General features: G+C 62.5%; 25 protein-coding genes. 17 read left to right on the top strand and 8 right to left on the bottom strand.

Going from position 1 to position 25305, the window contains the following annotated elements; translation table 11 throughout:
- Window positions 1-68 precede the first annotated feature (68 nt).
- The 4 genes from ACPWMG_RS01780 to ACPWMG_RS01795 are packed head-to-tail and all read left to right on the top strand — an operon-like array spanning window position 69 to window position 3238.
- Entirely contained in the window at window positions 69-1106 is a 1038-nt protein-coding gene (locus ACPWMG_RS01780; RefSeq protein ID WP_483302954.1) for a DMT family transporter, read from the top strand.
- Entirely contained in the window at window positions 1103-1822 is a 720-nt protein-coding gene (gene tsaB, locus ACPWMG_RS01785) for a tRNA (adenosine(37)-N6)-threonylcarbamoyltransferase complex dimerization subunit type 1 TsaB (protein ID WP_483302955.1), read from the top strand. The genes ACPWMG_RS01780 and tsaB overlap by 4 nt, the downstream gene beginning before the upstream one ends.
- Window positions 1819-2295, top strand: coding sequence for a ribosomal protein S18-alanine N-acetyltransferase (gene rimI / locus ACPWMG_RS01790; RefSeq protein ID WP_483302956.1), 477 nt, complete (start codon window positions 1819-1821; stop codon window positions 2293-2295). Before tsaB ends, rimI begins: the two co-directional genes overlap by 4 nt.
- Window positions 2296-2317: 22 nt before the next feature.
- Complete coding sequence (locus ACPWMG_RS01795) at window positions 2318-3238, top strand: uracil-DNA glycosylase (RefSeq protein ID WP_483302957.1); 921 nt, start codon at window positions 2318-2320, stop codon at window positions 3236-3238.
- A 294-nt stretch (window positions 3239-3532) separates the two neighbouring features.
- Here ACPWMG_RS01795 and ACPWMG_RS01800 read toward each other — a convergent pair whose 3' ends face one another.
- The 3 genes from ACPWMG_RS01800 to ACPWMG_RS01810 are packed head-to-tail and all read right to left on the bottom strand — an operon-like array spanning window position 3533 to window position 7003.
- A complete protein-coding gene (locus tag ACPWMG_RS01800; RefSeq protein WP_483302958.1) occupies window positions 3533-4492 on the bottom strand; it encodes an MBL fold metallo-hydrolase in 960 nt (319 codons plus the stop codon).
- Entirely contained in the window at window positions 4489-5664 is a 1176-nt protein-coding gene (locus tag ACPWMG_RS01805; RefSeq protein WP_483302959.1) for an FAD-dependent monooxygenase, read from the bottom strand. The genes ACPWMG_RS01800 and ACPWMG_RS01805 overlap by 4 nt, the downstream gene beginning before the upstream one ends.
- Window positions 5665-5707: 43 nt before the next feature.
- The gene (locus ACPWMG_RS01810) at window positions 5708-7003 is read right to left on the bottom strand and encodes a porin (RefSeq protein ID WP_483302960.1); all 1296 of its coding nucleotides are present in this window, start codon (window positions 7001-7003) and stop codon (window positions 5708-5710) included.
- 315 nt (window positions 7004-7318) lie between these two features.
- On the opposite strand from ACPWMG_RS01810, the gene ACPWMG_RS01815 reads away from it, so the two are divergent.
- Both ACPWMG_RS01815 and pyrF read left to right on the top strand, forming a co-directional pair.
- Window positions 7319-8323 carry an AraC family transcriptional regulator gene (locus ACPWMG_RS01815; protein WP_483302961.1) on the top strand — a complete coding sequence of 335 codons (1005 nt, stop codon included), beginning with the start codon at window positions 7319-7321 and terminating at the stop codon, window positions 8321-8323.
- Window positions 8320-9150 carry an orotidine-5'-phosphate decarboxylase gene (gene pyrF / locus ACPWMG_RS01820; protein WP_483302962.1) on the top strand — a complete coding sequence of 277 codons (831 nt, stop codon included), beginning with the start codon at window positions 8320-8322 and terminating at the stop codon, window positions 9148-9150. Before ACPWMG_RS01815 ends, pyrF begins: the two co-directional genes overlap by 4 nt.
- A gap of 94 nt (window positions 9151-9244) precedes the next feature.
- Here pyrF and ACPWMG_RS01825 read toward each other — a convergent pair whose 3' ends face one another.
- Window positions 9245-9436 carry a hypothetical protein gene (locus ACPWMG_RS01825; RefSeq protein ID WP_483302963.1) on the bottom strand — a complete coding sequence of 64 codons (192 nt, stop codon included), beginning with the start codon at window positions 9434-9436 and terminating at the stop codon, window positions 9245-9247.
- 218 nt (window positions 9437-9654) lie between these two features.
- Between ACPWMG_RS01825 and ACPWMG_RS01830 the strand changes: the two genes are divergently transcribed.
- Window positions 9655-11220: a methyl-accepting chemotaxis protein gene (locus tag ACPWMG_RS01830; protein ID WP_483302964.1), complete on the top strand. Its 1566-nt coding sequence runs from the start codon at window positions 9655-9657 to the stop codon at window positions 11218-11220.
- Window positions 11221-11241: 21 nt separating this feature from the next.
- On the opposite strand, the gene ACPWMG_RS01835 is transcribed toward ACPWMG_RS01830, so the two are convergent.
- Window positions 11242-11691, bottom strand: a complete 450-nt coding sequence (locus tag ACPWMG_RS01835; protein WP_483302965.1) for an acyl-CoA thioesterase — start codon at window positions 11689-11691, stop codon at window positions 11242-11244.
- Window positions 11692-11991: 300 nt separating this feature from the next.
- Here ACPWMG_RS01835 and ACPWMG_RS01840 point away from each other — a divergent pair, with 300 nt between their 5' ends.
- The 4 genes from ACPWMG_RS01840 to ACPWMG_RS01855 all read left to right on the top strand — a co-directional run bounded on the left by ACPWMG_RS01840 (window position 11992) and on the right by ACPWMG_RS01855 (window position 13482).
- Window positions 11992-12312, top strand: a complete 321-nt coding sequence (locus tag ACPWMG_RS01840) for an ElaB/YgaM/YqjD family protein (RefSeq protein ID WP_422834536.1) — start codon at window positions 11992-11994, stop codon at window positions 12310-12312.
- A 53-nt stretch (window positions 12313-12365) separates the two neighbouring features.
- The gene (locus ACPWMG_RS01845; protein WP_483302966.1) at window positions 12366-12779 is read left to right on the top strand and encodes a phage holin family protein; all 414 of its coding nucleotides are present in this window, start codon (window positions 12366-12368) and stop codon (window positions 12777-12779) included.
- Window positions 12757-13089, top strand: a complete 333-nt coding sequence (locus ACPWMG_RS01850) for a YqjK-like family protein (RefSeq protein ID WP_483302967.1) — start codon at window positions 12757-12759, stop codon at window positions 13087-13089. Before ACPWMG_RS01845 ends, ACPWMG_RS01850 begins: the two co-directional genes overlap by 23 nt.
- 201 nt (window positions 13090-13290) lie before the next feature.
- Entirely contained in the window at window positions 13291-13482 is a 192-nt protein-coding gene (locus tag ACPWMG_RS01855) for a hypothetical protein (RefSeq protein ID WP_483302968.1), read from the top strand.
- A 27-nt stretch (window positions 13483-13509) separates the two neighbouring features.
- On the opposite strand, the gene uvrA is transcribed toward ACPWMG_RS01855, so the two are convergent.
- Window positions 13510-16554, bottom strand: coding sequence for an excinuclease ABC subunit UvrA (gene uvrA / locus ACPWMG_RS01860; protein WP_483302969.1), 3045 nt, complete (start codon window positions 16552-16554; stop codon window positions 13510-13512).
- Between the two features lie 143 nt (window positions 16555-16697).
- Here uvrA and ACPWMG_RS01865 point away from each other — a divergent pair, with 143 nt between their 5' ends.
- Window positions 16698-17900 carry an MFS transporter gene (locus ACPWMG_RS01865; protein ID WP_483302970.1) on the top strand — a complete coding sequence of 401 codons (1203 nt, stop codon included), beginning with the start codon at window positions 16698-16700 and terminating at the stop codon, window positions 17898-17900.
- Here ACPWMG_RS01865 and ACPWMG_RS01870 read toward each other — a convergent pair.
- Window positions 17815-19203 carry a chloride channel protein gene (locus ACPWMG_RS01870; protein WP_483302971.1) on the bottom strand — a complete coding sequence of 463 codons (1389 nt, stop codon included), beginning with the start codon at window positions 19201-19203 and terminating at the stop codon, window positions 17815-17817. The genes ACPWMG_RS01865 and ACPWMG_RS01870 overlap by 86 nt on opposite strands.
- A gap of 119 nt (window positions 19204-19322) precedes the next feature.
- Here ACPWMG_RS01870 and ssb point away from each other — a divergent pair, with 119 nt between their 5' ends.
- From ssb to ACPWMG_RS01890, 4 genes are all read left to right on the top strand, one after another.
- Window positions 19323-19838, top strand: coding sequence for a single-stranded DNA-binding protein (gene ssb / locus ACPWMG_RS01875; protein WP_483302972.1), 516 nt, complete (start codon window positions 19323-19325; stop codon window positions 19836-19838).
- 281 nt (window positions 19839-20119) lie between these two features.
- On the top strand, window positions 20120-20725 hold the full coding sequence (locus ACPWMG_RS01880) for a hypothetical protein (protein WP_483302973.1): 606 nt from the start codon (window positions 20120-20122) through the stop codon (window positions 20723-20725).
- A gap of 84 nt (window positions 20726-20809) precedes the next feature.
- Window positions 20810-21808, top strand: a complete 999-nt coding sequence (locus ACPWMG_RS01885; protein ID WP_483302974.1) for a hypothetical protein — start codon at window positions 20810-20812, stop codon at window positions 21806-21808.
- 279 nt (window positions 21809-22087) lie between these two features.
- Complete coding sequence (locus tag ACPWMG_RS01890; protein ID WP_483302975.1) at window positions 22088-23281, top strand: formylglycine-generating enzyme family protein; 1194 nt, start codon at window positions 22088-22090, stop codon at window positions 23279-23281.
- A 38-nt stretch (window positions 23282-23319) separates the two neighbouring features.
- Here ACPWMG_RS01890 and ACPWMG_RS01895 read toward each other — a convergent pair whose 3' ends face one another.
- On the bottom strand, window positions 23320-23925 hold the full coding sequence (locus ACPWMG_RS01895; protein WP_483302976.1) for a DUF502 domain-containing protein: 606 nt from the start codon (window positions 23923-23925) through the stop codon (window positions 23320-23322).
- Between the two features lie 363 nt (window positions 23926-24288).
- Here ACPWMG_RS01895 and ACPWMG_RS01900 point away from each other — a divergent pair, with 363 nt between their 5' ends.
- A complete protein-coding gene (locus ACPWMG_RS01900; RefSeq protein WP_483302977.1) occupies window positions 24289-25305 on the top strand; it encodes an iron ABC transporter substrate-binding protein in 1017 nt (338 codons plus the stop codon).

Below are 25305 nucleotides of genomic sequence, written 5' to 3' on the forward strand. Positions count from 1 at the left end.
TGCGGGCAAGTCTACCGCCGCATGTCCCGGCGCCGACGGCAAAGCGGGGCGCAACCGATAATCGGCAGATGCAAAAAATCCTGGGCGCCTTCAACGCGCCTTCCTCCAAGGCCAAGGGCGTGGTGGCTGCCGTCGTCACGGTGGCCATGTGGAGCTGCTTCATCGTGGTGGCCCGCGCCTCTGCGGGACGCACGCTAGGGCCATTCGACATTGCGCTGTGCCGCATGTTGGGCGCCAGTGTGGTGCTGGTGCCGTTGGGGTGGTATTTGGTGCGCACCGGGCAACTGCAAGGCGGGCCGTCGTTGTTTGGCTTGTCGCCGCTGGCGCTGCGCACCACGGCCATCACTGGCAGTTTGGCCGGGCTGGGCTACGCCATGTTGTCGTACGCGGGTTTCTTTTTTGCACCGGCGGCGCACGCCTCGGTGCTGATGCCGGGCAGCCTGCCGTTGTGGACGGCGCTGCTGGCCGCGCTGTGCCTGGGCGACCGCATCACCCCGACACGCGCCGTGGGCCTGCTGTGCATTGTGGGTGGGGACTTGATGGTCGGTGGGCCCAGCCTGCTGCACGCCTTTGACGGTGGCGATGTGTGGAAAGGCGACCTGTTTTTCATGAGTGCTGCCATTTGCTGGGCGGCCTTCAGCATCGTGGCGCGCCACTACCGGCTGGAGGCCGTGAAGTCCACGGTGGCTTTGACGGTTTTTGCCACCATGGTCTACGTGCCAAGTTACCTGCTGTTGACCGCGTTGGATGTGATGCCCTCGCGCTTGGCGGCGGCACCGTGGCGCGAGATCGTGTTCCAAATGGTCTTTCAAGGCCTGGGCTCGGTGGTGATCTCGGGCATTACCTTCACCATGATGATCAAGCAGTTTGGCCCCGTGCGCTCCACCATGCTCACGGCGCTGGTGCCCGGCCTCTCCGCGCTGGGCGCGGTGCTGTTTTTGGGCGAGCCGCTGTACTGGAATTTGCTGGCCGGGCTGGCGTTGGTCACGGCGGGTATCTTGTTTGGCGTACGCCAGGGCAAACCCGTTCCGGTGGCAATATCTACTATTAAAAATGAAGCAGCCCCCCATGATACGGGGGCTGTAAGCAAGGGATTTAGTTTATGAAGTTGCTGGCCTTTGATACCAGCACCGAGGTGCTGTCGATTGCCGTGTTGCACGGTGACGAGGTGTGGCAACACACCAGTGCGGGCGGCCCCAAAGCCTCCACCACGTTGATTCCTGCCGTGCTGGCGCTGCTGGCGCAGGCCGACCTCAAGCTGCAAGACCTGGATGCGCTGGCGTTTGGCTGCGGCCCGGGTTCTTTCACCGGCCTGCGCACCGCATGTTCGGTGGTGCAGGGCCTGGCATTCGGTGCCAACCGCCCGGTGCTGCCGGTCGATACGCTGTTGGCTGTGGCCGAAGAAGCGCGTCTGCAACACGGCGTGCACCAGGTGGTGGCCGCCATTGATGCGCGCATGGACGAGATCTACACCGGCCGCTACACCTGGGACGGCCAGCAGTGGCACGCCCATGGCGACTACGTGCTGGTGCGCCCTGAAGCGCTCGACGTGCCCGCCGGTTGGACCCTCGCCGGCAACGCCGTCGCCGCTTATGGCGAGCGCCTGCCCGCGCGCTCCACGGCCGATGTGGTGGCCCTGCCCACCGCTGCCGCCATGCTGCGCTTGGCGCCGGCCTTGCTGGCCGCAGGTGGTGCCGTGCCGGCCAGCGAAGCGTTGCCGCTCTACATCCGCGACAAGGTCGCGCAAACCACCGCCGAGCGCATGGCAATCAAGCAAGCGGCTGCCGATGCGCTGGCCGCAACGGAGTCCGCCAAACCATGAGCGCCAATCCCATTGCGCCAGCCGTGCAAGAAGCCAGCTTCGAGGCCATGACCCTCGAATGGCTCCCGGCCGTGCTCGAGGTGGAACTGGCCGCCTACGCGCACCCGTGGAGCCACGTCAACTTTGCCGACGCGCTGAAGTCCGGCTACCAGGCGCAGATGCTGGTGGCCGATGGCCGCGTGATCGGCTACTTCGTCGCGATGAAAGGGGTGGACGAAGTACACCTGCTGAACATCACCGTGGCGCCGCAATACCAAGGCCAGGGTTGGGCGCGCATCATGCTCGACGCGCTGGCACTGTGGTCGCGCGGGCAGGGCATGCAGTGGCTGTGGCTGGAAGCGCGCGTGAGCAACCAGCGCGCGCTGGAGGTCTACCTGGCCCACGGCTACCAACGTGTAGGCTTGCGTAAAAAATATTACCCCGATGCCCATGGCACGCGTGAAGACGCCATCGTCATGAGCCTGAAGTTGTGAACCCGAATATGAGAACCCCCGCATGATGGATCTGGACAACCGCCAGCGCGCCATGCTGGCCGAAATGGGTGTGCCCGTGTGGTGGCCGGAAAGCTTGCCGCCGGAAGAGATGCCGCCCCTGCCCATGGTTGCCGTCGTTGCCGCCGCCGTTGAAGCGCCCGCCGTAACGCCCGCGCCCGTGCGCGCACCCCAGGCCCCACAAGCCTTGACGCCGGAGTTTGCTGCGAAAGCAATAGCTGCCGCCGCAGGTGTGCAAAGCGCCGGAGGTCAAATTGGCTCTATATCTCAACGTGCACCAGCCGTGCCGCTCAGCGGCCCCGTCGCCACGCTCAACTGGGCCGAGCTGCAAACCGCCGTGTCGCAGTGCGAGGCCTGCAGCCTGTGCAAAACGCGCAAGAACACCGTCTTTGGCGTGGGCCCTGCGCCGGTTGCCGAAGGCCAGCCGCCACATGCCGATTGGCTCATCGTGGGCGAAGCGCCTGGTGAAAACGAAGACATCCAGGGCGAGCCTTTTGTTGGCCAAGCCGGGCGCTTGTTGGACAACATGCTCAAGACGCTGGGCGTGTCCCGTCAAGGTGTGGACGGCAAACCGCAGCACGCGGCCTGCGTGGTCAACGTGCTGAAGTGCCGCCCGCCGGGCAACCGCAATCCATCGCCCGAAGAGGTGGCGTTGTGTTCGCCTTTCCTGCGCCGCCAGGTGGAATTGCTGCAGCCCAAAGTGATCTTGGCGATGGGCCGTTTTGCGGTGCAAGCCTTGCTGGCCGAATCGGTGCCCGACGTGCAATCAGCACCGCTCGGCCGCCTGCGTGGCACGCCTTACCGCTACCACGGCGTGCCCGTGGTGGTGACCTACCACCCTGCGTATCTGCTGCGCAATCTGCCCGACAAGGCCAAGGCTTGGGCCGACCTTTGTTTGGCGCAGAGGGTGTGGCGGGAGGGGTGATTTTCGGTTGGCGCTGCTGGCCGGGTCTCGCCCCGGCGGGCGACTAACTTCTTTTGCTTCGCCAAAAAGAAGTCAGCAAGAAAAGGCGACCCGCATGCCGGGACCCTTCGCGGAGCGAAGGGCAAACCTGCGATGGGTGCGGTTGGTGGGGGTCTGGTGGAACTCGCGTTCCGCTCAGACAGCCACCAGCCCTGATCCCACCAACCCCACCCAGCGCAGGCCCGGCCTGACGGGAGTGGAAACCATTCGGGCCTTTGCTTCGCTCGGCCTGGGAGCGTGGCAATCGTCGGGCTGTTACAGCACCATCTTGTCGCGGCCGACGATGATCTCGCCCTTGAAGTGTTTTGAGGCTTCGGCGATCCACACGCTGTCGGGCACAGGTTCATCGCCGGGCAGCAGGTGTGACAGCACCAAGGTTTTCACGCCGGCTTGTGCGGCCACGCGGCCGGCGTCTTCGGCGGAGGTGTGGCCTTTGCGCAGAAACTCGCGCAGCGTGGGTGGCACGTAGGGACGTTTGGCCAGCATTCGTTCGATGCCGGGTTCATACATCGCTTCGTGCACCAGCACGTCGGCACCGCGGGCCAGTTGGGCCACGGCGTCGGAGCGGGCGGTGTCGCCAGAGATGACGATGCTGCGCTCGGCGGTGTCGAAGCGGTAGGCCAGTGCCACTTCAAACGGCGCGTGGTCGGCCAGCGCGGCGGTCACCTTCACGCTGCTGTCTTCAAACACCAAGCCCGAGCCGCGCACTTCGTGCACCGCGAACGACTTGGCTACCGGCTCGCGGCGTGTGGCGTTGATGCGGATGTCGGTGTCTTCCTCGAACACGGCCAGGGCCGCTTGGTGCATCTTCAGCATCGGCGGCGGGCCGTAGATGCCGAGCTGGCCTTTGATGCCCAGAATCCACGCCAGGTTGAGCAGCGCCGGGTAGTCGGCCGTGTGGTCCGAGTGGTGGTGCGTCACCAAGATGTTGCTCAGCTCGCCCAGGCGCATGCCCATTTCGGTCATGCGGGCGATGGTGCCGTAGCCGCAGTCGACCAGGAAACCACGGCCATTCACAAACACCACTTGGCTGCTCATCATGCGGGACGGGTGCAGTACCGGCCCGGCCATGGTGCCCAGCAACACCAGCCGCGTGCCCTGGGCCCAAGGTTGGGCGGGCGTTGGCTGGCTCTGGGCGCGCGCCACACCGGCGGCGAGCAGTGCGGTGCCGGTGGCCGCCTTCAGCAGTGTGCGTCTGGGGAGGGCGCTGCTCATGCGGTGACGGCTTCTGCGTTCAGCTCGACCTTCCACGCGTCGTAGCCATACACCCAATCTGCATTGCCACCGGCGCGCAGCCAGTTGTTGCCGCGTGAGCCGATCTGGATCTGGCTGGCGCGTTCCAGGCGCAGGGCCTCGTAGGTGGCCAGGGCGGCGGGCACGTCGGTGCGGTTGTTGATGTGGCTCAGGCAGCGGGCCAGCACCACGCCGTCTTCGATCGCCATGCCGGCGCCTTGGGCCATGAAGGGCATCATGGGGTGGCAGGCGTCGCCCACCAGGGTGATGGCGCCGCGCGACCAATGCGTCAGCGGGTCGCGTTCGTAAAGGGCGGTTTTCAGTACCGTGTCGCAGGCGTCGAGCAGGGCGCGGGCGTCGGGGTGGAAGGCGGCGTAGAAGCCGCGCAGTTCTTCCACGCTGCCGGGGCTAGTCCACGATTCTTCGTGCCACGAGTCTTGCGCGGTGGTAGCGAAGATGAAGGTGTCGCGGCCTTGGTTGAGCGGGAAGGTGACGATCTGGCTCTCGGCCGTGGGGCCCCACCATTTGGTGAAGGCGCCGATGTTAGGCACGTCTTTCACGCGCTCGGTGGGCACCACGGCGCGGAAGGCGACCACGCCGGTGAAGCGTGGGCTTTCGGCACCGAAGAGCGCGTTGCGCACCACGGAGTGGATGCCGTCGGCGCCGATCAAAACGTCCAGATCGGTGGCGCTGGTGCCGTCGGTGAAATGCACGTCGACATTGCCGTGGCCTTCTGTGTTGTCACGCGTCTCGATGCTCTTCACGCGCTTGGCAAACTGCACGCGGCTGGCGGGAAAGGCATCGGCCAGCGCGGCCAGCAGGTCGGCGCGGTGGATGGTGAGTTGCGGCGCGCCGTACTTGCGTTCGGCTTCATCGCCCATCACCAGGCGCGAGGTTTCTTCGCCGCTGTCCCAGGTGCGGCTGATGCGGTGTGTGGGCCGCGCGGCCGAGGCGCGCGCGGCACGGGCAATGCCGTCGCCCAAACCATCGAGCGCACGCACGGCGTTGGGCGTGAGGTTGATGTCTGCGCCCACGCGCAGGTACTGTTGGCTTTGCTCGAACACGGTCACGTCGTGACCCGCTTGGTGCAAGGCGTTGGCCGCTGCCAAGCCGCCAATGCCGCCGCCAACGATGCCGATTTTGAGTGCGCTCATGGTTTGTCTCCTATTACCTATTCACTAACTGCTGGCGTCTTCATCAGAACGAGTGTTCGATGCCGACCGTCAAGCCGGTTTGCGTGTTGCCGGGGGCGATGCCTGCCACCGAGCGTGGGAACACACCGTATTGGCCGTTGGCGCGGTTGCGCACTTGGTAGACCGAGGTGAACACGTCGGTGCGCTTCGAGAAGTCGTAGCGGTAGCCCAGGGCCCAAGAGGTGGCGCCCAGGTCGGTGGTGCTGCAGCCAGCGGCGCCGCTGCGGCTGCAACTGCCGTCCGACGCCATGCCGTAGTTGCCCCACAGGCTGTGGGCACCGTCGCGGAACTGCACCAGCGCGGCCCAGGCGTTGCGGCTGTAGTTGTTGATGCCGCCAGCGGCCACGCCGTCGGCGGTGTATTCCACGCGGTCGAACGTGCCTTGCACGGTCCAGCTTTGGTTGACGCTGTAGCGTGCGATCAGGCGATGGTTGGTGTCTTTGGAGCCAGTGGCGGTGGAGCCAGCGGTGTCGGGGTTGGCGGCGCCGTTGGAGCCGATCCAGGCCACACCGAAGTAGTCGTTTTGTTGTTGGTAGGCGTAGCGCAGCATCAGGCCGCCGGTCACGTATTCAGCGCCGAAGCCGGCCACCGATGGCTTGTACTTGGTGCCGTTGGCCGCGGTCTTTTCGCCTTCGGGCAGCGAGTAGGCCAGGCGCATCGACAGGCCGGCCCAGTTGGGTGTCCAGTACTGCAGCGAGTTGCCTTGGCGGCGGTTGAAGGTGGCGTCACTCGACGTGTTGGTGCGTGTGTCTGCGGTCACCGAGTGGGTGACGTTGAAGCCCGGCGTGACGAAGATGACCGAGCTGTCGCCGGCGTAGGGGTTGCGCACGCCGTTGGTCAGGCCCAGGTGCGACCATGCGCTGGCCGAGTCCCAGCTACCGGCGAAGAAAGTACCCAGGGTGCGCGAGCTCAGGCCCACGCGGGTGTTGCGGTTGAAGAAACGGTTGGCCGCTGCGGGGCCACCCGTCAACGTGCCATCGTCCACACCCATGCCGCTTTCCAGTTGGAAGATGGTGGAGAGACCGCCGCCCAGGTCTTCGGTGCCGCGCATGCCGAAGTTCGACGTGGAGCTTTGCATGCGGGTCACCGTGTAGGCACCTGCGCCGTTGTAGGTGCTGGCGGGCAGCATTGAAGGGCGGTCTGCGGGCGCGGTTCTGGCGACATCGCTCACCGAGATGTGGTCGACCATGGGGGCGAGCAAACCATACAACTGCACGTTGTTGGATTGGGCTTGCGCGCTGGTGGCGCAGAACGTCAGGACGGCCATGGCGGCAGCGGTCAACGAGAGAGCTTGTTTCATCGGTGGCGAACTTTGGGGTGAACTAAAAAATCGGTCTGCAGGGGAAGCAGCCGGCTGAATGGGGACAGCAGATTCTTTAAGCGCACGTGTCTTTGCGAAACCACCAAGACGCTAGATTTAGACACTATTCGTACATAGTTCTTTACCGGACACACCCACGTCATTCACTTGTTTTACTGGTGGTTTGCGCAAGCAGACTGGGGTCTGTTGCAGGCGGTTTTGTGCCAAGGGTTGAACGTCCGCTGAGTGACTTGAGCACGGCGCGTTTCCTGCTTGAAAGAGCCGCATTTGGGTACGATGCGGTATGGGTGTTTTATGGATGTCTTGAGTGATGTGCTGTCGGTCTGCCGGTCTGAGCACGCGGTGTCTGCGCGCTTTGCGCTGACCGCACCGTGGGGCTTGCAGTCCAGCGGCGTGCCGGGCTCGCTGATCCGCGTGGCGCGCGGTGCGCCGTTCTGGATGCAGGTCAAAGGTGGCGAGCCGTTTCGCGTGGAAGCCGGCGACTTGGTGATGCTGCCGCTGGGGGCGCCACACATCCTGTGTTCCAAGCCGGGTGTGTTTGCCGAGCCGTTCGCCAATTTGATTGCGCGCCACCGCGTGGGCGCACCGGACGAAAACCCGCTGGTCTTTGCGCATGGCGGCGGCGGCGCGTTGACCGACATGTTCACCACGCAGGTGTGGTTCTCGGCCTACTGCCGTCACTCGGTGCTGAGCATCTTGCCGCCGTGCATCCACATTCGCCACCGCGACCTGGACGTGGCCAACTGCCTGGCCACCACCATGGAAGCCTTGGTGGTGGAGACCTTGGCGCAGCGCCCTGGCTGGCGCTTGTCTACCGCGCGGCTGGGCGAGTTGCTGCTGGTCAACATCGTGCGTGAACATTTGGAACTGACTGGCACCAGCGCGCTGGGCGCCGGTTGGCTGCGGGGCTTGTCTGATGCGGGCATTGCGCGCGCCATCATGCGCATGCACCAGCAGCCGGGGCAGGGCTGGACGGTGGAGTCGCTGGCGCGCGAAGCCGGCATGTCGCGCACCCGTTTTGCCAGCACGTTCAAAGAGCTGGTGGGCGTGACGCCCATCCACTACCTCACCTCGCACCGCATGGCCTTGGTGGCCGAACAGTTGGAAGGTGGACGACAGTCGCAGGCGCAGATTGCGCAAGATGTGGGTTATGAGTCCGACAAGGTGTTGGCGCGCGCGTTTCGCCGCTGGTCGGGGGTGACGCCGAGTGCTTATGTGCGCCGCGAAAAGCGCCGCCGTCCCGGTGCGACAGCGCATGAAATCGCCGAGCAGGCACTGGCTTTAAAATCGGAGACATGACCTTTCTCGACATGCTCCACGACGCCGAGCAAAAAAATGGCTCGATGTTGTGCGTGGGGCTGGACCCCGATCCGGCCAAATTCCCCGGCGCCATGCGGGGCGACGCCAGCAAAATCTTCGACTTCTGCGCCCGCATTGTGGAAGCCACGGCCGACCTCAGCATGGCCTTCAAGCCGCAGATCGCCTACTTTGCCGCGCACCGCGCCGAAGACCAGCTTGAGCGCCTGATGGCCCACATGAAACAAGTGGCGCCCCACGTGCCCATCATTCTGGACGCCAAGCGTGGCGACATCGGCTCCACGGCAGAGCAATACGCCGCCGAAGCCTTTGTGCGCTACAAGGCCGATGCGGTGACGCTGTCGCCCTTCATGGGTTTTGACTCGGTGCAGCCTTATCTGCAATATCCCGGCAAGGGCGCGTTTTTGCTGTGCCGTACCTCCAACCCTGGTGGTGACGACCTGCAGAACCAACGCCTGTCGTCGGTGGAAGGCCAGCCCCTGCTGTATGAACACGTGGCGCGCCTGGCCCAAGGCCCGTGGAACTTGAACGGCCAGCTCGGCCTGGTGGTGGGCGCGACCTACCCTGCCGAGATTGAACGTGTGCGCGAATTGGCGCCCACGGTGCCCTTGTTGATTCCCGGCGTGGGCGCCCAAGGCGGTGACGCATTGGCCACCGTCAAGGCGGGCTGGCGCGCCAACGGCCAGATCATCGTGAACTCGTCGCGCGCCATTCTTTATGCCTCGTCTGGTGACGACTTTGCCGACGCGGCCCGCCGCGAAGCCATCAAAACCCGCGACACCTTGCAAGCCGCACGCGCGACGAAGTAAGTTAATAAGCCGTTAGCTATAAAAAAAGCAGCTACCTGCGCATACCAGATGCGCGTGTAGCTGCTTTTTGGTTTGAAAAATCTACGGTTGAGCTTTAAGGCCCAAAGCTGAAGTTGTTGACCAGCAAGTACCACATGATCAAGCCCGGAATGATCACCGGCAGCGCCAGGATCACGAAGGTGAACGCGGTCAATACAAACATCGAAATGTCTTCCCACCACTGCAGCAGCAGGATGCGTAGGTCAACTTCCCAAAAATGTTGATGCTCGTTGTGGTTCTGTTTCATAGGCTCCTCCAGTCCGATGCACGGCTGCAAAAGCAGACAGGCTGTTACAACCTAGTTTAGTCTTCCCTGGAAAAAGAACCAGTGGCCAAACGCCTGGGTAAACCTTGATGTAGATCAATAACGCGCACCTTATTGGGGCTTTGCCGATGACCGGAACAGGTAAAACCGGGGCATACGAGAGAATAAAGTTTCTACATGTAACTAGGTTTACAGGCTCTATGCGAACGAATTTGCCGGTTACCGGGCAGTTTTATGACTTCCCGGCAGACCAAATGTTGGTGTCCACTACCGACACCCGCGGCCACATCACCCACTGCAACAGCGCTTTTGTAGAAGTCAGCGGCTACACCTATGACGAGCTGATTGGACAGCCGCACAACCTCATCCGCCACCCGGACATGCCTGCCGAGGCGTTCAAGGATATGTGGAGCACCATCGGCCACGGCCAGCCGTGGACCGGCTTGGTGAAAAACCGCCGCAAAAACGGCGACCACTACTGGGTGCAAGCCAACGTCACACCCATCATGGCCAACGGTAAGCCGCGTGGTTACATGTCGGTGCGCGTGAAGCCCAGCGATGCACAAGTGAATGCGGCCGAGGCGCTGTACCAAAAGATGCGCCGCGAGCGCGAATCCGGCAAAGCTTCGCTGCACCTGCAAGCCGGCGAGGTGATTCCACATGGCGTGGCCGGCTGGGTGGGGCGCTTGTCACGCATGTCGCTCACACAGTGGCTGGTGTTGGCTCTGTGCTTGGTGGCCGTGTTGACCATGGTGCCGGTGGCGCTGGGCTTGACGGGCATGGTGCTGGCTGCGGCGCAACTACTGGTCTTGCTGGTGGGCGGCGGCGTGGTTTTGGGTTGGTTCCATGGCCAGTTTTCACGTGCCATGCATGAGGCCAGCCGTTTGGCTGGAGATTTGGCGGCCTGCAATCTGGCGGGCACCGTGCCGGTTGATTTTGTGCAGCCTGTGGGCGGCTTGATGCAGCGCCTGCGGCAAATTCAAGTGAACCTGCGCGCCGTGGTGGGCGATGTACGCAGCGAGATCAGCGGCTTCAACCAAACCGCTGCCGAGGTGGCTGCGGGTGGTATGGACTTGTCTTCACGCACCGAATCCCAAGCCAGCAGCCTGGAGCAAACGGCGGCGTCGATGGAAGAGCTGTCGAGCACCGTGCGCACCACGGCCGACACGGCAGCGCAGGTGTCGCAGCAAAGCGCGCAAAGCACCGAAGTGGCGGCACGCGGCAGCGCGGCTGTGCACCAGGTGGGCATGGCGATGGACGCGATCCAGGACTCGTCTGCCAAGGTGGGCGACATCATTGGTGTGATCGAAAGCATTGCGTTCCAGACCAATATCCTGGCGCTGAACGCGGCGGTCGAAGCGGCGCGTGCAGGGGAGCAGGGCCGTGGTTTTGCCGTGGTGGCCTCTGAAGTGCGTGCACTGGCGCAACGCAGCGGCAGTGCTGCCAAAGAGATTCGCGGGTTGATCTCCAAGTCGGTCCAACAGGTCACGCGCGGTACGGCGCAGATGAAGGCCGCAGGCGCCACCATCGACGAAGTGGTGGTGTCGGTGAAGGCCGTGGGTGAGTTGGTGCAGCAGATCAGCACCGCAACCAAAGAGCAGGCCGTGGGCATCACCCAGGTGAACGAAGCCGTGAACCACCTTGACACCGTGACGCAGCAAAACGCCGCGCTGGTGGAGGAGTCTGCCGCGTCGGCCGCAGGGCTGAACAGCAGCGCTGTGACGTTGCAGCGCGCGGTGCAGGTGTTCCACCTGCCGCGCGGCTAAAGCAAGGCCGAATCTGGACGCTTAGGCGCTGGCGCCGCTGCTGCGCGAGGCGTCGAGTTGCGCCTTGGCGCGCTGTGCCAGTGCGATGTCGCCTGGTGTTTCGGGTGTCCAGGGTTGGATCGGCATCGGCCGACCGTGTGAATCCACCGATACAAACACGATCATGCATTCGGTCGTGGTTTGCATCTTCCCGCCCTTCATGTCGCCGCTGCGCACCTCCACCGAGATGTTCATGCTGGTGTTGCCGGTGTAGGCCAGGCGCGCTTCCACCTCGACCAAGTCGCCAATCATGATGGGGTGGAAGAAGCGAATGCCGCCCACATAGACCGTGATGCAGTAACGCTTGGCCCAACTGGTGGCGCAGGCGTAACCGGCTTCGTCAATCCACTTCATGACGGTGCCACCATGCACCTTGCCTCCAAAGTTGACGGTATTGGGTTCGGCCAGAAAACGCAAGGTGATGGCTGACATGAAAATCTCTCGAAAGGAGTATGGTTGTGGGGGTCGTATTCGTGAAAATGAGCCAAAAGATGACCCAATTTGCATTTGCGACGGATTATCTTGGTTTTGCTGTGGACCGTAACACCATGGTTGGTTGCTAGATTTTTGCGAGTGCTGCATTGATTGCGCTCAATCTGCGTTCAACTGGTGTGTAACTGTTTCCAATAATGTGTCAAGATGTTAGAAATGACCTTGCAAGCGAAAACCATACCTGTGTTTCTGCTACGCTTTATTCGCAGTTTCTTCTCCTAAAACTTGAAAGGCGTCACCATGTCAAAGAGTAACCAAGCAGGCATCGAATCCCAAGAACAACTGGTCAGCGAAATCAAGGCCGTGATCTCTGACGCCGAGCAAATGCTGAGCGACACCGCCGACCAAGCTGGCGAAAAAGTCGTCAAGCTGCGCGCTCGCGTGCAAGCCCGTTTGCATGACGCCAAAGTACGCCTGGTGCATGCCGAAGAAGTGCTGCTGGCCAAGACCAAGGCTGCTGCCAAGGCCACCGACGCCTATGTGCACGAATCGCCCTGGACGGCGATTGGCGTGGCTGGTGCGGTCGGTCTGTTGGTCGGGCTGATCATTGGCCGTCGTTAAAACTCACCACGCTGACGACGCCATGCACAAGGGAACCGTTTCACTTCAGTGGCATGTTTCGCAGCATGTTTAAAGGCGGCCCCTTTTCAGCCCTGCGGGGTGTGCTCGACACGCTGATCACTTCCGGCCACACCCGGCTGCAGTTGCTGGGCAATGAGATCCAGATCGAGAAGCACCGTGCGTTGCACCAGCTTGCATTGCTCGGCATCGCACTCATCTGCGTCGCCATTGCGCTCTGCCTTGCCGTTGTGCTGGTGCTGGTGTTGTTCTGGGATCAGCGTGTGGCCGTACTCGGCGGGCTGCTGGCGGTGTCTCTCATTGGCACCATCGTGGCTGTTTTGGCCATGCGCAAGGTCGGCCAGCGCGACACGCACATCTTTGCCTCCAGCCTGGCAGAACTGCAGGAAGACCTGCGTCAACTCAAGGCGGCTACCCGCGCAGCCAATGAGCAAAAAAACCCTGGTTGAACTGCGTATCGAGCGCACCTTGCTGCTGGAGCGCATTGCCGTGCAGCGGCAAACGCTGCGCCAACAATTGGCGCCGGTGCAGCGCGCCTCTGACGTCACTGACCGTTTCAACGACCTGCTCGCCCGTGCCATCGTCTTCGTCAAAACCAACCCGCAGACGCTGGCCGCTGTAGGCTTGCTGGTCGCCGTGGTGCGGCCACGCACGGCATGGCGTTGGGCCAAGCGCGGCTTCATGTTGTGGCGCACAGCCAAGGTGGTGCGGCAATTTCAGCCGCAGGGTTGGCTGAATATTTTGCGTAGATTTTTTTGAGCTGACCTTTAATTGCTCAAGCCTTTTTCGGGGCTGCCTATGTCACCTCAAGAAGCCGCTCGCATACTCGATTTGCTTGCCCAGGGTATTGACCCTGACTCCGGTGAGCTATTGCCCAGCGACAACGTCGTTCAGTCGTCAGCCGTCATTCGGGCTCTTTTTCTCGCGTCTCGTGCGCTAGGGGCTCACCCAAGCGCCGCAATGCCCGAAAAAGAAAAAGACCCGAGCCTGAAGCAGGCGGGCAAACCATGGACGGACGAAGAGGCGCAACGCTTGCTCGCAGCATTTGATGCCGGTACGCCGATGGACGAACTGGCCCTTGCTCACGGCCGAACAAAGGGTGGCATCAGGTCGCGGCTGGTCAGGCTGGGGCGTGTGGAGGCAAACCCCTGATGCTCATCGCCTTTGGCGGGTGAGTCCTTAAGCCGCCCCCAGATACCGCTTCAAATACCGGCCCGTGTGACTGTCTTCATTTTCGGCCAACTGCTCCGGCGTACCCGCCCCCACCACCATGCCGCCGCCCGAGCCGCCCTCGGGGCCCATGTCGATCAGCCAATCGGCTGTTTTGATCACGTCCAGGTTGTGCTCGATGACGACGATGGTGTTGCCCGCGTCGCGCAACTGGTGCAGCACTTTTAAGAGCAAATCCACGTCGGCAAAGTGCAGGCCGGTCGTGGGCTCGTCCAGGATGTAGAGCGTGCGGCCGGTGTCGCGTTTGCTGAGTTCCAGCGCCAGCTTCACGCGCTGCGCTTCGCCGCCCGACAGCGTGGTCGCCGACTGACCGAGCTTGATGTACGACAGGCCCACGTCGAGAAGCGTTTGCAGCTTGCGCGCGATGGTGGGCACGGCCTTTAAAAACTCGTGCGCGGCTTCGACCGTCAGCTCCAGAATCTGCGCGATGTTTTTGCCCTTGTAGAGCACTTCCAGTGTTTCGCGGTTGTAGCGTTGGCCTTTGCACACGTCGCAGGGCACGTAGACGTCGGGCAAGAAGTGCATCTCCACCTTCACCATGCCGTCGCCCTGGCAGGCCTCGCAGCGGCCGCCGGCCACGTTGAAGCTGAAGCGCCCCGGGCCGTAGCCACGTTCGCGTGCGGTGGGCACTTCGGCCATCAGCTCGCGGATGGGCGTGAACAGGCCCGTGTAGGTGGCAGGGTTGGAGCGCGGCGTGCGGCCAATCGGTGACTGGTCGACGTTGATCACCTTGTCGAAGTGCTCCATGCCGATGGTCTCGTCGTGCGGCGCGGGTTCGTCGTGTGCGCGGTAGATCTGGCGTGCGGCGGCGGCGTAGAGCGTGTCGTTCACCAGCGTGGATTTACCCGAGCCCGAAACACCGGTCACGCAGGTGAACAGGCCGACGGGAAAGTCGACGCTGACCTTCTTCAAATTGTGCCCGCTAGCTCCCACGATGCGCAGCGTTTGCAGGCCCGACTCGGGCGCTTCATGTGCGCCTTCGCCACTGTTTTTGCCTTTTGTTTTTGCGGGGGGCGGGTTGCTTTGGCCGACGATTGGCAGCCAGGGTGTGCGGCGCTTGGGCACGGCAATTTGCAGTGTGCCCGCCAGGTACTTGCCGGTCAGCGATTCGGGGGTGTCACGCACCTCGTCAAAGTTGCCTTGCGCAATCACGCGGCCGCCGTGGATGCCGGCGCCCAGGCCCATGTCGATGATGTGGTCGGCGGCACGCATCATGTCTTCATCGTGCTCCACCACCAGCACGCTGTTGCCAATGTCGCGCAGGTGTTTGAGGGTGTCGATCAGGCGGTCGTTGTCGCGCTGGTGCAGGCCGATGCTGGGCTCGTCGAGCACGTACATCACACCCGTCAAACCCGAGCCGATTTGCGAGGCCAGGCGGATGCGCTGCGCCTCGCCGCCCGACAGCGTTTCGGCGCTGCGGTCCAGGCTCAAATAGTTGAGGCCCACGTCGTTCAAGAACTTCAGGCGCAAGCCGATTTCGCGCACCACTTTGTCGGCGATCTCGGCCTTGGAGCCCTGCAGCGACAAGCTGTGGAAATACGCCAGGCTCTCGCGCAAGGTGCTACGGCTGATTTCATAAATGGCGCGCATCTGGTCGCCCGTGCCAATCTTCACAAAGCGTGCTTCGCGGCGCAGGCGCGAGCCCATGCAGTCGGGGCAGGGCTGGGTGTTGCGGTAGCGTGCCAACTCCTCGCGCACCACGGCCGAATCGGTCTCGCGGTAGCGGCGTTGCAGGTTCGGCAGAATGCCTTCGAACGCGTGCTTCTTGGTGAGCTTTTTGCCGGAAGACGGGCCCGAGTCGAGCACGTAGCTGAACTTGATTTCTTCTTCGCCCGAGCCATACAAAATGACGTGCTGCACTTCGGCCGGCAGGCTTTCAAACGCGGCATCGATGTTGAACTTGTAGTGCTTGGCCAGCGATTCGAGCAATGCAAAGTAGTAGCCATTGCGCCGATCCCAGCCCTTGATGGCGCCGCTGGCCAGGCTCAGCGTGGGAAACGCCACCACGCGTGTCGTGTCAAACACCTCGGTCTGGCCCAGGCCGTCACACGACGGGCAGGCGCCCGCGGGCGAGTTGAACGAGAACAGGCGCGGCTCCAGCTCAGCCAGCGAGTAGCTGCACACCGGGCACGAAAACTTGGCGTTGAACATGTGCTCGGTGCCGCTGTCCATCTCCACCGCCAGGGCGCGGCCTTCGGCCAGGCGCAGCGCGGTCTCGAAGCTTTCGGCCAGGCGCTGGCGCACTTGGTCGCGCGCCTGCGGGTCGGCCGGGCCGCGCACCTTCAGGCGGTCGATCACCACATCGATGTTGTGCTTCTCGGTTTTCTTCAGCTTGGGCAGGTTTTCAAACTCGTAGGCTTGGCCGTCGACCCGAAAGCGCACGTAGCCCTGGGCTTGCAGCTCGGCAAAAACTTCCAAAAACTCGCCCTTGCGTTCACGCGCAATGGGGGCCAGCACCATCAGCCGGGTGTCGTCTGGCAGGGCCAGCACGGTGTCGACCATCTGGCTCACCGTTTGCGCTTGCAGCGGCAGGTCGTGGTCGGGGCAGTAGGGCGTGCCGGCGCGGGCGAACAGCAGGCGCAGGTAGTCGTGGATTTCGGTCACCGTGCCCACGGTGGAGCGTGGGTTGTGGCTGGTGGCCTTTTGCTCGATGGAGATGGCCGGGCTCAAGCCCTCGATCATGTCCACATCGGGCTTGTCCATCAGCTGCAGAAACTGCCGCGCGTAGGTGGACAAACTCTCCACATAACGGCGTTGGCCTTCGGCGTACAAGGTGTCAAACGCCAGGCTGGACTTGCCCGAACCGCTCAAGCCCGTGATCACCACTAACTGATTGCGCGGAATGTCGAGGTCGATGTTCTTCAGGTTGTGCGTGCGCGCACCGCGGATGCTGATGCGTTGCTGCTGAACCAGGCGTTGGTAAATGCCGTCGTCGCGTGCCGTGTCGTCGTGGAGTGAGTTCAAGAGCTGGCCTGAAAAAGGGTAACCCGCCATGATAGTGAATCGCTAGCTGTTGTGCGGCGTGGCGGCTGGATGATCGGTGAGAATCCAGGGTTGCTTGTTGTTCTTAAGCCCACCTTGTTTCGCGTTCAGACGTGCCAAAACCCAACCCTTCTCCCCAAGCTACTGCCAGTCTGATGACACCCACCGAGCGCCGCGCCAGCCAGGGCTTGGCGTTTATCTTTGCACTGCGCATGTTGGGTTTGTTTTTGGTGTTGCCGGTGTTTGCGCTGGAAGCGCAAAAGTACCCCGGCGGCGACAACCCGGCTCTGGTGGGCTTGGCCATGGGGCTTTACGGGCTGACGCAAGCGGTGCTGCAACTGCCGTTTGGCATGGCTTCTGACCGTTTTGGCCGCAAACGGGTCATCGTCATCGGCCTGCTGGTGTTTGTGCTGGGCAGTTTGGTGGCCGCTTGGGCGACCAGCCTGCAGGGCTTGGCGCTGGGCCGAGCGCTGCAGGGCGCGGGCGCGGTATCCGCAGCCGTGACGGCGCTGCTGGCTGACCTCACACGCGACCAGGTGCGCACCAAAGGCATGGCGCTCATCGGCATGAGCATTGGCCTGATGTTTGCCGTGGCGCTGGTGCTGGCGCCCTGGCTCACCGCGCTCGTGGGCTTGCCGGGGTTGTTTTACGTGACGGCGCTGCTGGCCTTAGGCGGCATTGCCGCCGTGTGCTGGTGGGTACCGGCCGAGCCGCCGCGCCACGTCCACACCGCCCCCACCCGCGCGCGTTTTGCCGATGTGCTGGCCGATGCCCAACTGCTGCGCCTGAACGCCGGTGTGTTCGTCTTGCACGCCGTGCAAATGGCCATGTGGGTGGCGTTGCCCGCTTGGCTGGTGCAGGCCGGACTGGTGCGCGCCGACCACTGGCAGGTGTATCTGCCGGCCGTGGTGTTGTCTTTTGGCGTGATGGGGGCGCTGCTGTTCCCGATGGAGCGGCGCGGCCAATTGCGCACCGCGCTGCGTGGGGCCGTGGCATTACTGGCGCTGGTACAGGCAGGGTTTTTGTGGGTGGCTTATTCGGATCAAAATAGCCTGTCGCTGGCGCCACTGGTGTGGCTGCTGCTCCTGTTTTTTTGTGCGTTCAATTGTTTGGAAGCCAGCTTGCCCAGCTTGGTGTCGCGCCTGGCGCCCGTCACGGCACGCGGGGCGGCGCTGGGGGTGTTCAACACCTGCCAGTCGCTGGGTTTGTTTGCGGGCGGTGCCTTGGGCGGCTTGTTGATCAAGCAGGCCGGGCCGCAAGGCTTGTTCTGGGCTACTCTGCTGTTGAGCGGTTTGTGGTTGGCGCTGATGTGGGGTGTTCGGCCAGCGGCTTCGGTGCATCCGTCGGTTGTGCGGTAACCAATCTCACCATGTGCTCGGCCAGCGTCTCGTACAACGGTCGGCACAACATGCGCGACACCAGGCTGGCCAGCATCGCGGCCGACATCAAACTCAGCACCATGGCGTGCCCGTCCACCATCTCCATGACGATGATGAAAGACGTGAGCGGCGCCTGCGTCACTGCCGCCAGAAAGCCAGCCATGCCCATGGCGATCAGCGCGGGCGTTATGTCGCCGCCAAACACCGCCGCCACGTTGTGCCCAATGCCCGCGCCAATGGACAGCGAAGGCGCAAAAATGCCGCCCGGCACGCCGCACCAAGCGGTCAACCAAGTGGCCACCAGTTTCAGCGTGACGTAAAAGGCCGGGGCGTTGAATTCGCCTTCCAGCATGCCGTGCACCGCGTGTGAACCCGCGCCAAAGGTGGCGCCGCCCGTCACCAAGCCAATGATGGCGATCACCAAGCCACCCGCCGCCGCAAAACGGTAAGGGTGGCGGCTGCGCCAGCGGCTGATGCGGTCGGGAGAGCGGCCCGTGAGCGAGGCCGTCATCAGCCGTGCAAATAGCCCGCCTAGGCCACCACACACCAGCGCCACCACCAAGCCGGGCAGCAAGGCGTCCCAGCCGAGGTGCGGTACTTTGATGACGCCAAAGTAGGTCACGTTGCCGAAGGTGGAAACCGCCACCAAACCGGCCAGCACAATGGCCGTGATGATCAGCCCGCTGCTGCGCGATTCCAGCTTGCGCGACAGTTCTTCAATGGCAAACACCACGCCCGCCAGCGGCGCGTTGAAGGCCGCCGCAATGCCCGCCGCGCCCCCCGCCACCAGCAAGGCGTGGGCGGTGATGCCCGAACTGGGCCGCAGCCAGCGTTGGGCGTGCTGCATGACACCCGCCGCTACCTGAACGGACGGGCCCTCGCGGCCAATCGACAAGCCGCCTAGCAAGCCGAAAGAAGCCAGCCCAATTTTGGCAAACGACAACGGCAGCGATACAAAACGGCGGCGCTCGGAAATGGGTAGTTGCGGGTCTAGCGCGGCAATCACTTGCGGAATACCGGAGCCACCCGCGCCGGGGAAAAAGCTGCGCGTGGCCCATACCACCGCTACGGTGACGGCCGGTGTCCACAGCAGCACGGCCCAGCTAAAACGTTGAAACAGCGTTTGAAAATGCCCAAAAGTCCAGTCGCTGAGCAGCGTAAAGCCTACGACCAGCAGGCCCGCGGCCACGGCGTAGGCCAACACCACGGCCCGCTCGACCCAGAGACGCCCATTCGACAGTTCGCTGCGTAAATTCTGTAGAAAGTCCGGTTCATGGTGCATGGTGTTGGACTATATCGGTATCGATCCTGCGGGCGATGCGGCACAATGCAGGGTTCGGCGCCGAACCCCAAAAGGGGCTGGCGCACCGTTTTCCCAGATTCGATTTACAGGTATAGAACATGGCATCCGTCAACAAGGTCATTCTCATCGGCAATTTGGGCCGAGATCCCGAAGTGCGCACTTTCCCCAGTGGCGACCGGGTGGCGAATGTCACCATTGCCACCACGGAAACCTGGAAAGACAAACAAACCGGCGAGCGCCGTGAAGCCACCGAATGGCACCGCGTGGTGTTTCGTGGCGGCTTGGCCGGCATCGTCGAGCAATACCTGCGCAAGGGTTCGCAGGTGTACGTTGAAGGCTCGATCCGCAGCCGTAAATACAACGACAAAGACGGCATGGAAAAGTCCATCACCGAAATCGTCGCCAATGAAATGACCATGCTCGGCAGCCGCCAAGGTGGCGGTGGTGGCCAAGGCGGTGGCGACAGCTACGACGGTGGCGGCTACGACAGCGCCCCTCCACCACGTCGCGCTCCGGCCCCAGCGCCACGTGCCGCAGCGCCCGCACCGCGCCAGGCACCAGCGCCACAGGCTTCGAGCGGCTTTGATGACATGGATGATGACATTCCGTTCTAGAGCCTAGCTAAAGCCTAGTTTTTCGCGAGCGTCAAGCACGGACCTGTTCTAACGAACAGGTCCGTTTTGTTTTGCGGGGTTACCTGCAACACAGCTTCTTTTTGATACCGACCTTGTTCTGGTCAAGCCCGGGTGATTTCGTTATGCTGCCCCGGTCCTGTTGAGTGTTTGTATGCAAACCTGTGCGGGCCTTGCGCGTTTCAGAGTTGCTGCAGTGGTGTCGTTTTTGATGGCGCACATTCAACCGGCCAAATTCCAAACTACAGAACCAGGAAACCAACATGAAAGCTGCATTGATCGTAGGTGTCTTGCTGGGCGCGAGTGCGATGTTGTTGCCAGCCGCAGGGTTTGCGCAGGGTGTTACCACTACTGCCGTGGAAGGAAAGGCCGCAGACGGCCGGCTGAAGGCTGGTGAGATAGAAATACGCGCGAAGATTGTGGAACTCGACCTGAAGAACCGTGTCGCCGTGCTGCGCGGTCCCAAGGGCAACATTGTGATGGTGGACATTCCGGCCGACGTCAAAGGACTGGAGCAGGTGCGCGTGGGTGACGACTTGGTGTTCCGTTATGCCGCCGCCGTGGTGGCCAAGCTGGAGAAGGTCTCGGGTACCGGCGGCATTCGCGAAAAGACCGAAAAAACCGAACAGGTGAACGCCCCCGCCGGTGCCCTGCCAGGCAGGGCCGGTGCGCGCACAGTAGATGTTCTGGCCAAGGTCACCGCCTTGAACACCAAGGCCCGCACGGTGACGCTGCGCGGCGCCACGCGGACGGCCACGCTGGATGTCCCACAAGATGTGGACATCAAGGCGCTGAAGGTAGGTGACGAAGTACACGCCACCATCATCGAAGCGGCAGTGCTGAACGTTGAACGGCCCGCGGCCAAGTAAGTCCACGGCGGCGTCATACGAGGGAGCATGGGTATGAAACGGCTCGTGGAAAGACCAAGGGCAAACACAGGGTGGCGTGCTGCCATGCGGCCGCGTCGCCGTATGGCGTCGCTGGTGCTTGGCAGTTTGACCGGCTTGGGGGCACTTGGCGCGGGTGATGTCTGTGCCCAGAGTGGGTCCGGTGGGGCCGTCACCTTGCCGAGCAATCTGCAACCGACCATCAAGGTCGGCACTGTCAAAGACCAGGCCAACAACATCCTGAAGCTGATGGCCTACACCATCATCCCGGATGTGACCACCAGTTCCCTGTCGGTGAAAAACGCCACCACCGATGACGCCAGCATCAACATGACGCAATTTGGTGGTGGTTTCACCGTCAGTAAAAGTGTGCCGGTTTACCTGGAGGGCAATGCCGCTTACGTGCGTTTCGACCCCAAATTTCTCGCCGCAGACGGCACAGCCGAGCGTCGTTTGCCGGTGCGCTGGAACAGCGTGACGGCCACCGCTGGTGTGGGCTGGGACTTCCCGATTGCCGATGAATGGGTGTTGCGCCCGATTGCCATGGCCACCATCGGGCGCGTGTTCAGCGACCTGACGGCTGGCACGTGGTATGTGAACCGCAAGCTCGGCACGGAGTTGGACTTTCTCGACGGCGGCACGCTCAAGGCCGCAGGCTTTGGCGGCGCGCTGATGTTGGACTATGAGCATGCCGGTCTGGATGAAGAAAAAGACCTGGAGGTGCGTTACACCAACGTGCGGCTACGCAGCCATGCTGAGAATTTTGCGAGCATGGACAGCCGAACCACCTCTGAAAGCCTGAGCATCTGGGGGCGTTACCGCACACCCACTGGCATGACGGCGTTGGGTCGCCCGGTGCGCAACGTGTATGAAATTGCCTATACCGACTATCTGGGCGACAAGAACCTGATCCTGGGCTCTGGCAACCTGGTGTCGCTGGGCTATGGGCTGGAGCTGGATTTGAGCGCGCACAAGGTTTATGTGTCGCGTGCGCGTGCGGTGTTGCGTTTCATGCGCGGTGAGCACGTGCAAGGTGTCTCGCTCGGGTTGGCGGTCAGTTTCTGATGGCCAGATGGCCCTGGAGCCAGCAGGCTATTCGCCAAGGCAGCTTGCCCATTCTTGATGTATTGTTATTGAACCTACAGGGCGAACCGGTGTCGAAATCAACGCACATGGTTCAAAGCCCTTGAGATTTTCCAAAGGATAGACATGAGCGGATCGAAACGTCGTCGTGCGAATGCGAAAACTCCCGCGGAAGACGCTAAAAAGCCAGCGCAGAAGGCTGATGCTGTGGCCTCAACCCCGTCGGCAGCGCCCACCGGAGTTCCCACCCCTGCAAGCAATATGCGCCGCAATCTGCTCTGGGGCGCGGCTCTGCTGGTGCCCGCGCTGGGCGGATTTGCCGGTGTGAAGTGGCTGGCGAGCCGCTCAACTCCTGCGCCCGGCCCCAAGCTGGCCGTCGCGCCCAAGGTGCTGCTCGGCGATGGCGTCAAAGGTCCAAAGGGCATGGCCTGGATTCCAGGCGGCGAGTTCTTGATGGGCAGCGACAGCAAGCTGGCCCAAGTCAACGAAAAGCCCACCCACCCGGCGCGTGTCACGGGCTTCTGGATGGATGTGCACCACGTCACCAACGCCGAGTTCCGCCGCTTTGTGGAAGCCACGGGCTACGTCACCACAGCCGAGGCTGCGCCCGACTGGGAAACCATCAAAGTACAACTCCCGGCTGGCACACCCAAGCCGCCGCAAAGCCAGTTGGTGCCGGGCGCCATGGTTTTCATCGGCACCAAAGAGATGGTCGACTACCGCGACTTCTACCGCTGGTGGGCCTACAAACCCGGCGCGAGCTGGAAGCACCCCAATGGGCCCGACAGCAACATCGACGGGCGTGACGATCACCCCGTGGTGCAGGTGAGCTACGCCGATGCGCAGGCCTACGCCAAGTGGGCCGGCAAGCGTCTACCTACCGAAGCCGAATGGGAGTTTGCGGCGCGTGGCGGCATGGAGCAGGCCACCTATATCTGGGGTGAAGAGTTCGCCCCCGGCAAAGAGCAGATGGCCAACGTCTGGCAAGGCCAGCAGATGGCCAAGTTCCCCATCGTCAGTGCCAAAGCCGGTGGCGCCATTGGCACCAGTGCGGCGGGCACCTTCCCGGCCAACGGCTACGGTTTGTTTGATATGACAGGCAACGCCTGGCAGTGGGTGGCTGACTACTACCGCAAAGACCAATTTGTGCGCGTGGCCAAAGCCGGTGGTGTGCAAGTCGACCCCAAAGGCCCAACCGACAGCTTCGACCCAGATGAAGGCGATGTACCCGCCAACGCGCCCAAGCGCGTCACACGCGGCGGCTCTTTCCTGTGCAACGAAGACTTCTGCCTGAGCTACCGCCCTAGTGCCCGGCGTGGCACCGACCCCTACACCAGCATGTCGCACCTGGGCTTTCGCCTGGCCATGGACCAGAAGACCTGGGACGCCGTGCAGAAGAACGCAGTGAACGGCTCCGGTGGTGCCGACAAGACGCAGGTGGCCAAGGGCGGTTGACCCCTTGTGACGACGGCAGGGCCGGTCGCCTTAGTGCTTTAAGGCCCCGCCTGTTGGATCGCTTCCGACGAGCCCTTGCCAATGCGGCGCAGCATGGCTTGCGCTTCAAACACGGTCAGGCTGGATTCGCGCACCCGGTCGGGGCCCATGAAGTACAACGAGCCTGACATCGGTGATGGTGCGCCTGGCACGTAGACCGCCAACTCGCCTGACGCCAGCGTGTCCATCAAAAAGCCGATCTGCCACGCGTCTTCAATGCTCACAAACACCGTACGCACCTTGGATTCGCCAGCCAGCGTGTCCATGCCGTTCGACATGTCGCCCACTACGCCGCGAAACATCACGTAGCCCGGCAGCTTGGAGAGAAATACCTTCTCCAGCCACACCACAAATTTTTGGCCAATGGCCGTCTGTGCGGCCAGGCCTGCAAGGAATGACAGGATCAGCAGTACCAGCGCCGCGGCCAGTGTGGCCGCTGTCATGCCCAGCAACGGCTTGTCGGGAAAATGCGCCGCCAATGGCGCCACGAACTTGCTGGCGATCAGCATGCCCTTTTCCAGCGTCATGATCAAAATGATGATCGGCACCATGAACAACACGCCACCGATGACCGTGGCCTTGATGAACCGCAGCAGGCCCTTCATGCGGCACCTGCTGTGTTGATGGCGGGGGAGAGAGCGTTGTCAGAAAGATGGTTCGACACATGATCTCCTTCTCTGTTCTCTGAATGGACGGGCCGATTGGGCAGGGCAAGCTTAGCGGCTTGTCCCCGGGTGGGGAAGGTGTTGCCTCCAACGCTGCCGTGTCGCCCCGGCCTTCTTGACAGTTGCCGATGCGCCATCGCCGCCGCCGTGTGGTGCGGCGGCAACCCTTTGGCCGTCGCGGTCTGCGTGGCCCTGTCTAAAATACCCAATGCAAATAGTTTTTATTTGCCTTTTGCGACGGTGTTGCCCCTACCGGCATCCATCCGCATCTACCGGCGCAAACTCTGTATTGAAGGTGTCTGCATGAAATTTTCCCTCTCTCGTCTGGTCCAGCACTTGTCGCTGGCCGTGGCCGCTACCGTGGCGCCATTCGCCGCCTCCGCCCAAGCCGACAACGGCATCCTGGTCTACAACGCCCAACACGAAAGCCTGACCAAGGCCTGGGCCGAGGGCTTTACCAAAGAGACCGGCATCAAGGTCACCGTGCGCAAAGGCAGCGACACCGAACTGGCCAACCAGATCGTGCAAGAGGGTGCAGCCTCGCCAGCCGACGTGTTCCTGACGGAGAACTCCCCCGCCATGGGCCTGGTGGAAAGCGCTGGCCTGTTCGCCCCGCTGGACCCCGCCACGCTGGAACAAGTGCCCGCCAACTTCCGTCCTGCGCATGGCCGCTGGGTGGGCATTGCCGCACGCACCACCGTGTTCGCCTACAACAAAGACAAGCTCAAGCCCGAACAGTTGCCCAAGTCCATGCTCGACCTGGCCGACGCGAGCTGGAAAGGCCGCTGGGGCGCAGCGCCCGCAGGTGCCGACTTCCAAGCCATCGTCAGCGCCTTGCTGGAGTTGAAGGGCGAAGCCGCCACCGCTGCCTGGCTCAAGGGCCTGAAGCAAAACGCCACGCCTTTCCGTGGCAACAGCGTGGTGATGAAGGCCGTGAACACGGGCCAAATTGACGGCGGCATCATCTACCACTACTACTATTTTGGCGACCAAGCCAAGACCGCCGAGAACAGCAACAACGTGCAGTTGCACTACTTCAAGAACGAAGATCCGGGCGCGTTTGTCAGCATCTCCGGCGGCGGCGTGTTGGCCTCCAGCAAAAACAAAACACAAGCCCAAGCATTTGTGAAGTGGATCACTGGCAAGGGCGGCCAAAGCATTTTGCGCACCGGCGATTCGTTTGAATACGCTGTGGGCGCGGGTGCGGCGTCCAACCCAAAACTGGTACCCTTGGCCGACTTGCATGCGCCAAAGGTGGAGCCTTCCAAGCTCAACAGCAAAAAGGTGACTGACCTGATGACGCAGGCCGGACTGCTCTGA

Origin of the sequence: Hydrophilobacter chitinilyticus (assembly GCF_049860745.1) — a bacterium.
In the GTDB taxonomy this organism is placed as follows: Bacteria; Pseudomonadota; Gammaproteobacteria; order Burkholderiales; family Burkholderiaceae_C; genus Rhodoferax_B.